Source organism: Marinospirillum insulare DSM 21763 (assembly GCF_000686905.1).
GTDB classification, from domain to species: domain Bacteria; phylum Pseudomonadota; class Gammaproteobacteria; order Pseudomonadales; family Halomonadaceae; genus Marinospirillum; species Marinospirillum insulare.
Window position 1 is genome coordinate 1 of the sequence record NZ_JMLW01000065.1, and the last position, 2,136, is coordinate 2,136.

1 protein-coding gene is annotated in these 2,136 nt (G+C 33.8%); it reads left to right on the top strand.

Annotated elements, in window-relative coordinates:
• Nucleotides 1–115: 115 nt before the first annotated feature.
• On the top strand, nt 116–2,068 hold the full coding sequence (locus tag BP27_RS0113580) for a hypothetical protein (RefSeq protein ID WP_027851989.1): 1,953 nt from the start codon (nt 116–118) through the stop codon (nt 2,066–2,068).
• Nucleotides 2,069–2,136: the final 68 nt, after the last annotated feature.

Sequence of the window (2,136 nt, forward strand, 5' to 3'; positions counted from 1 at the left end):
AATAATAGACCTAGAGAATCACTTGGTATGAAAACACCGAATGAGGTATTGTTCGAAGAATTACAGGCTGTTGCACTAGCAAGTTGAATCCAGGTATTCTTAAAAAGGAATCGAAATGACTCTTGAGTTGGAAACAAAAAAAATTAATAAGTTATTAAAGTTAAGTCTAGTTACAATTGCTGGGTTTTTTAGTCTGTTATTTTTTTTTGCAGTGCAAGCTAGTGAAGTGCCTGCCTCTTTAGAAGGAGAGTATTCTTTTGTAGCAAAAAAAACAGGTGGTCCTTATTATTATAATAATTATTTAGATAGTATTTCAGCTCCATCAGTATTGCTCAGTAAGCAGTGCCCTAAAAAAGGGAAAGGAGATTGCTGGTATATAATTAAAAACAATAATGGAGACTTGTTAAAGAAATTTAGCACTAAGAAAAGTGTAACAAGTCGGGCTATAGGGCGTTATAAGAACAGTGCATATATGTATTTTTCTGAGTCTTACCGCTCAGGAGATAAAACCATAGTAAGGTATTATTTAATAGATAATAAAGGTAAGGTAAGTAGGGTTGATAAGAATGTAGTTGATACGCTAGCAATAAAGATAAGTTATACAGGAAGAATAGTCGCATTAAAGTCTAATGGTATATATGTTGATGGGTTAAAGACAAGTGACTCAATACCTATAGGTCTTGAGTATGCAGAGATAGGTACAAACCCTCAAGGTGACATGGCAATCATAGCTATCGATTCTTATGGTGGAATTCATCTAAGTGACTTTAATGGTTGGGTTAAATCTGACACTTCCTTAACACATAAAGGTGATCGCCTTGGTGTTTTAAGTGTTCATCCTGCAGATAATAAAGTTCACTTTTCTGTATATAAATATGTTAATAGTTATAATAAAGGATTGATATATGGTCGAGCAGATATTTCAGAAAATAAAGTTGTAAGTGGGTGGTTGTTTAATTCTGAAAATGAAAACATTGGTTTTGACCCTGATATATATAAGTTTAATGAATCTATACTTGTTGCAGCTACCAACTCCTCCAAAAGCAATTTAGCATATTTTATTATTCCATTAAATATAGATGAAACTAAGTTAGCTGAAACAAGTCCTTTGCATATATGGGGGTTTGAAAATGAAAAAAATCTTGAGCTCATACTAGGAACAGGGGTTGCTTCTTTGAACTGGGAAGCAAAGGCTGATGTAAAAAATGACTCAACTACATATGCAACCACAAAATATAATCTACCAAAGTCACTTTATAAAAGTGTCTGGCTTCAAGGTAAATGGGGTAATAAACAACTAGCAGTCATGTACGCAAAAAATGAAGCTGAAAGTATGGGGGGGCAAGCTAAAAAAGCTTCTAAGTTAATAAATGCAGTTTTTGATGTTAATGGGCTGTTCGGCCCCAGAACTTCTTTAAGGTTAGCTAAGGAGCAATCGCAGCTCGCAGGAACTGCAAGTATGTCAAGTGATCCTAGTGTTAATAACTTAAATGGGATTCAAAATACAGCTTTTGAAACTAAATTTGATCGGTATTCTGGTTTAGTTTTATTTGAGCGTGGGCTTTATACAGGTTTAGTTTATGAAACATATAATATGCCTGGAATGCTTGGCTTTTCTGATCAATCAAAAGAAATTAAATATGTTGGTTATGATTCAAAATCCCAGCTAAAAAAATATGGTTTGGTAGTTGGTTACGACATAATGGATTATGCAAGACGTTATGAAAATAATTACAATAGATTTTATTATGATGGGCTTATTGGCTTCAGCTTTGTGGATGTAAAAGTATCTAGTGAACTAAAGGATGCACTAAGTAGTCAAGAAAAGAAATTAAAGTCTCCTGATGGATTTAGTATTGATGCTAAGCTAGATTTGGGTTACGTCTACCAAAGAAAATTCAAAAAATTGAGCGGTTTAGGTTATATGTTAACTGCTGGCTATCGTGTAAAAGCAAGTTATTTAGGATCTACACAAAGTGATGACGATAAAAAGAAATTAGAGAAAAACGAAGTTGCGCTTGAATTTGATCGTTATGATATTTGGGGCTCTTCGCATTTAAGGGTGTAGAAAAGATCTGGCTCACTAGAAAAGGAGTCGGGTTTCTTAGAGAATGTAAGTTCCAACACAAACAAAAC